The sequence below is a fragment of the Borrelia hispanica CRI genome (genome assembly GCF_000500065.1).
GTDB lineage: Bacteria > Spirochaetota > Spirochaetia > Borreliales > Borreliaceae > Borrelia > Borrelia hispanica.
This window is the reverse complement of sequence record NZ_AYOU01000097.1, coordinates 1-2,852: the sequence shown is the minus strand read 5'-3', so window position 1 is coordinate 2,852 and position 2,852 is coordinate 1. Positions and strand designations below refer to the sequence as shown.

The window sequence follows — 2,852 nt, the reverse complement described above, 5'->3', positions numbered from 1 at the left end:
AACCAGAATGCTATGAATCTTGAATTTAGATTTGTAGTAGCATTGATATCTGTGAAATTATCATTAAGAGTTTTGACCTCTTTGATTATTTGATCTATGAATTCAAGTTCGGCATGTATTATTTTTTCAACTTCAGTGTCATGAAAGACTGTGGGTATAGTAGGTATACTTGTCATGCAGACTCCTTTTTATGAGGATATATTGATTAACAATCTATCAGAAGTAAAATCAAAATCAAGAATTTCATTTTCTTCAACCTGAATATTTTCATTATTCTTAAATTCGTTATCATTGATCTCATTAATTTTTGTATTCAAGTTTTCTTTTAGAGCAACAGAGACATCAATGCAGTGTACGCCCTTAATTTCATTCACAGGAGCAAAGAAATCTTGATATTCAAAACTAATTCCCATATCACCATAATTATTATTTGCAATTCTGGTGTAAATATCTCTAATTTTAGCGTCAACATTAAGATATAGATGATTTTTAACATTTACTTTATATTTGCTTTTGAGATATACGTATTTTTTCTTACCAAGTGACACTTTATATTCGATTCTTTGATTATTGTTGTTAATTCCGTCGATAATGATGTCTCCTTCGAAAGTAGTACCAATTGGACATGTTAGATAAAGTGTATTCCAAATATTTGCTTTTAGATTTGTATCTTCTATTTGTGTTTTATTCGAATTCATAAATTCATCATCTATAATAAGATAGATACTAGCTGTACCAGCAGTACTTTTGATATTTGCGTGTGTAATACCATTAATAGATAGTAGAGAGTTCTTAATAGCCTCATAAGTAGTACTTTTGACACTTATATGTTTTTCTATCGCTTGCCAATATTCAGAATCAGGTTTTATAGATTCAAATAATTTGTTAACTTCATCAATTAGTTCACATTCTTTAAATGCAAGTGATGTTGCAATAATGTTATAAATGGATGCTGGGTCGTCGTTAATTAATATTTTATAATTATCTCTCAAATATTGACGTTTAGCATTTACAATTTGTTCAATATTCTTTTTCAAGACTCCAACATCAGAATCAAACAGTATGCTCATAATTTTACCTCCATGTTTAGAGTGTCATTTGGAAAGTGAAAGACAATGCTTATTGTGTTTGATTGTATCTTTACGTCAAGATTTACAATGTCAATTTTGAGATCTTGTATAACATTGAATAAGTAAGTTTTGATTTGTGCTAAAGAGCTTATTTTTGCAAGCTTCACAATGTGTGAATAATCCAAACCCCATTGAGGATCATAGAAAAGACTACCTTTTGGAGTCTTCAAGAATATGAATAGTCGTTGTTTTTGTTCTTCAATACTATCAACAAGCTGTAAATTCGAATCAAATGCTAAATTAAAATCATTGTCAATTCTGATATCCAATCTTTATATCCTTTATCCTTTTTAATTACTTTTAATATTGTAACTAATAAAAGGAAGTATAATACTATTTTTGCTAAAAACTATTTAAGCAGCATGTTTATTTTAGTTTGTATATTGTTAACATATGTGTAAAAACTAGGTTCAACCGTACCTTGTCCCGAAACTCTCAAATTGTGTAAACAATGAACTATTTCTTCTAAGACTTGTTTCAAACTTATATTATTGTTTTTGATCTCCATAAGGTTTTGTGTGTGAATAGAAAAATCATCAACTTTGATAGTTGCATTTTGCATATTAATCGGTCGTAATATATAGAAATAGTTTTTGTCAAAATAGTTGTTATCTTTACTGTCAAATAGACTAATACTGCTTTGAAGAAGAATAACCTCATCGTTTTCTTGTAGATCAAAATGCATATTTGATATATTTTTTGTTTTTATTTCTAAGTTTTTGTATTCTGGAATTATAACCACGGCTTCTTGTGTCTGCGAATTAAAAGATTTGATAATGCCCACTTTAGAAATAAAGACATTAGAGTATATCCATTGTTTTATCTCTTCTTGTGTTAATGCAGAGCCTTGCATTTTAGCATTCATTCTATAAATTTCATAATTTCCGTTCATTTATTATCCTTCGATTTTAATATGATTAGAATCGTCATGAAGTTTTAGCATTAAAGAACATTCGCCAGTGTTACTTAATATGGCACTAGTTTCTAAAATTGTGTTTTTAATCTTTTGACCAAGCGAGTCAATGAAACTAACCTTAGTTCCAACTTTTAATGTGTGTGTATACATAATTTTGGCACGCCAATAAATCATTCTAATTTTTCTAGTAGTGCCAATACTAATCTCTTGTTGAGGAATAAATTCAAGTCCAAAGTCTTCAAGGGGCATATATTTTGAGTCTGGTTCAGACAAATTAATATTTGTAAATATATAATTACATTCAACACCATTATTATTTCCAATATCTGTTTTAATACTTTGAACATATTTTTTAGTTATTTTTTCGACAAATTCTTTAGGTGTTTCTGCATAAAAACTTTCAGTAATTATTGTAGAACGATCTTTTATGCTCATATTAATGATATTTCTATTTGGGAAAGTCGATTTAATTGCTTCTTCAACGGTCATACCTTGAAATTGAGTATTTTCAAGTTTTCTATTAAAGAAATTACTCTTTGAGGCTAAATGAAGTTCCAAATCAACACTAAAGTCGCCACTGGGATAATCAGTGCTCATCGGCACTCCTAAATATCCAGCCATAATAAAGTCATATTGTTTGGCGTCATAAAACTTCTTATAAAATATTTTGACGATGTCGCCTTCTTTGATTGATTCTGTAAAGTCTAAAGGTAAGTTCCAAAGAGTTAATTTGGCTTGTTTTGAGGCCACATATTTATAGCTTGAATACAAATCTGATATCGATATGTCTACATGTATTCCATTAT

The 2,852-nt window shown here is 28.8% G+C and carries 5 protein-coding genes; all 5 read right to left on the bottom strand.

Going from position 1 to position 2,852, the window contains the following annotated elements; translation table 11 throughout:
• Positions 1-176 (bottom strand): DUF735 family protein (locus U880_RS11145; RefSeq protein ID WP_152520381.1); only part of this gene is annotated, 176 nt, incomplete at its 3' end.
• Positions 177-188: 12 nt separating this feature from the next.
• On the bottom strand, positions 189-1,070 hold the full coding sequence (locus U880_RS0102775) for a DUF276 domain-containing protein (RefSeq protein WP_024654671.1): 882 nt from the start codon (positions 1,068-1,070) through the stop codon (positions 189-191).
• Positions 1,067-1,399 (bottom strand): contractile injection system sheath initiator, encoded by a 333-nt coding sequence (locus tag U880_RS0102770; RefSeq protein ID WP_024654670.1) that lies wholly within the window; start codon positions 1,397-1,399, stop codon positions 1,067-1,069. Before U880_RS0102770 ends, U880_RS0102775 begins: the two co-directional genes overlap by 4 nt.
• 80 nt (positions 1,400-1,479) lie before the next feature.
• Positions 1,480-2,022 (bottom strand): DUF777 family protein, encoded by a 543-nt coding sequence (locus U880_RS0102765; protein ID WP_024654669.1) that lies wholly within the window; start codon positions 2,020-2,022, stop codon positions 1,480-1,482.
• A 3-nt stretch (positions 2,023-2,025) separates the two neighbouring features.
• Positions 2,026-2,852 (bottom strand): DUF693 family protein (locus U880_RS0102760; protein ID WP_024654667.1); only part of this gene is annotated, 827 nt, incomplete at its 5' end.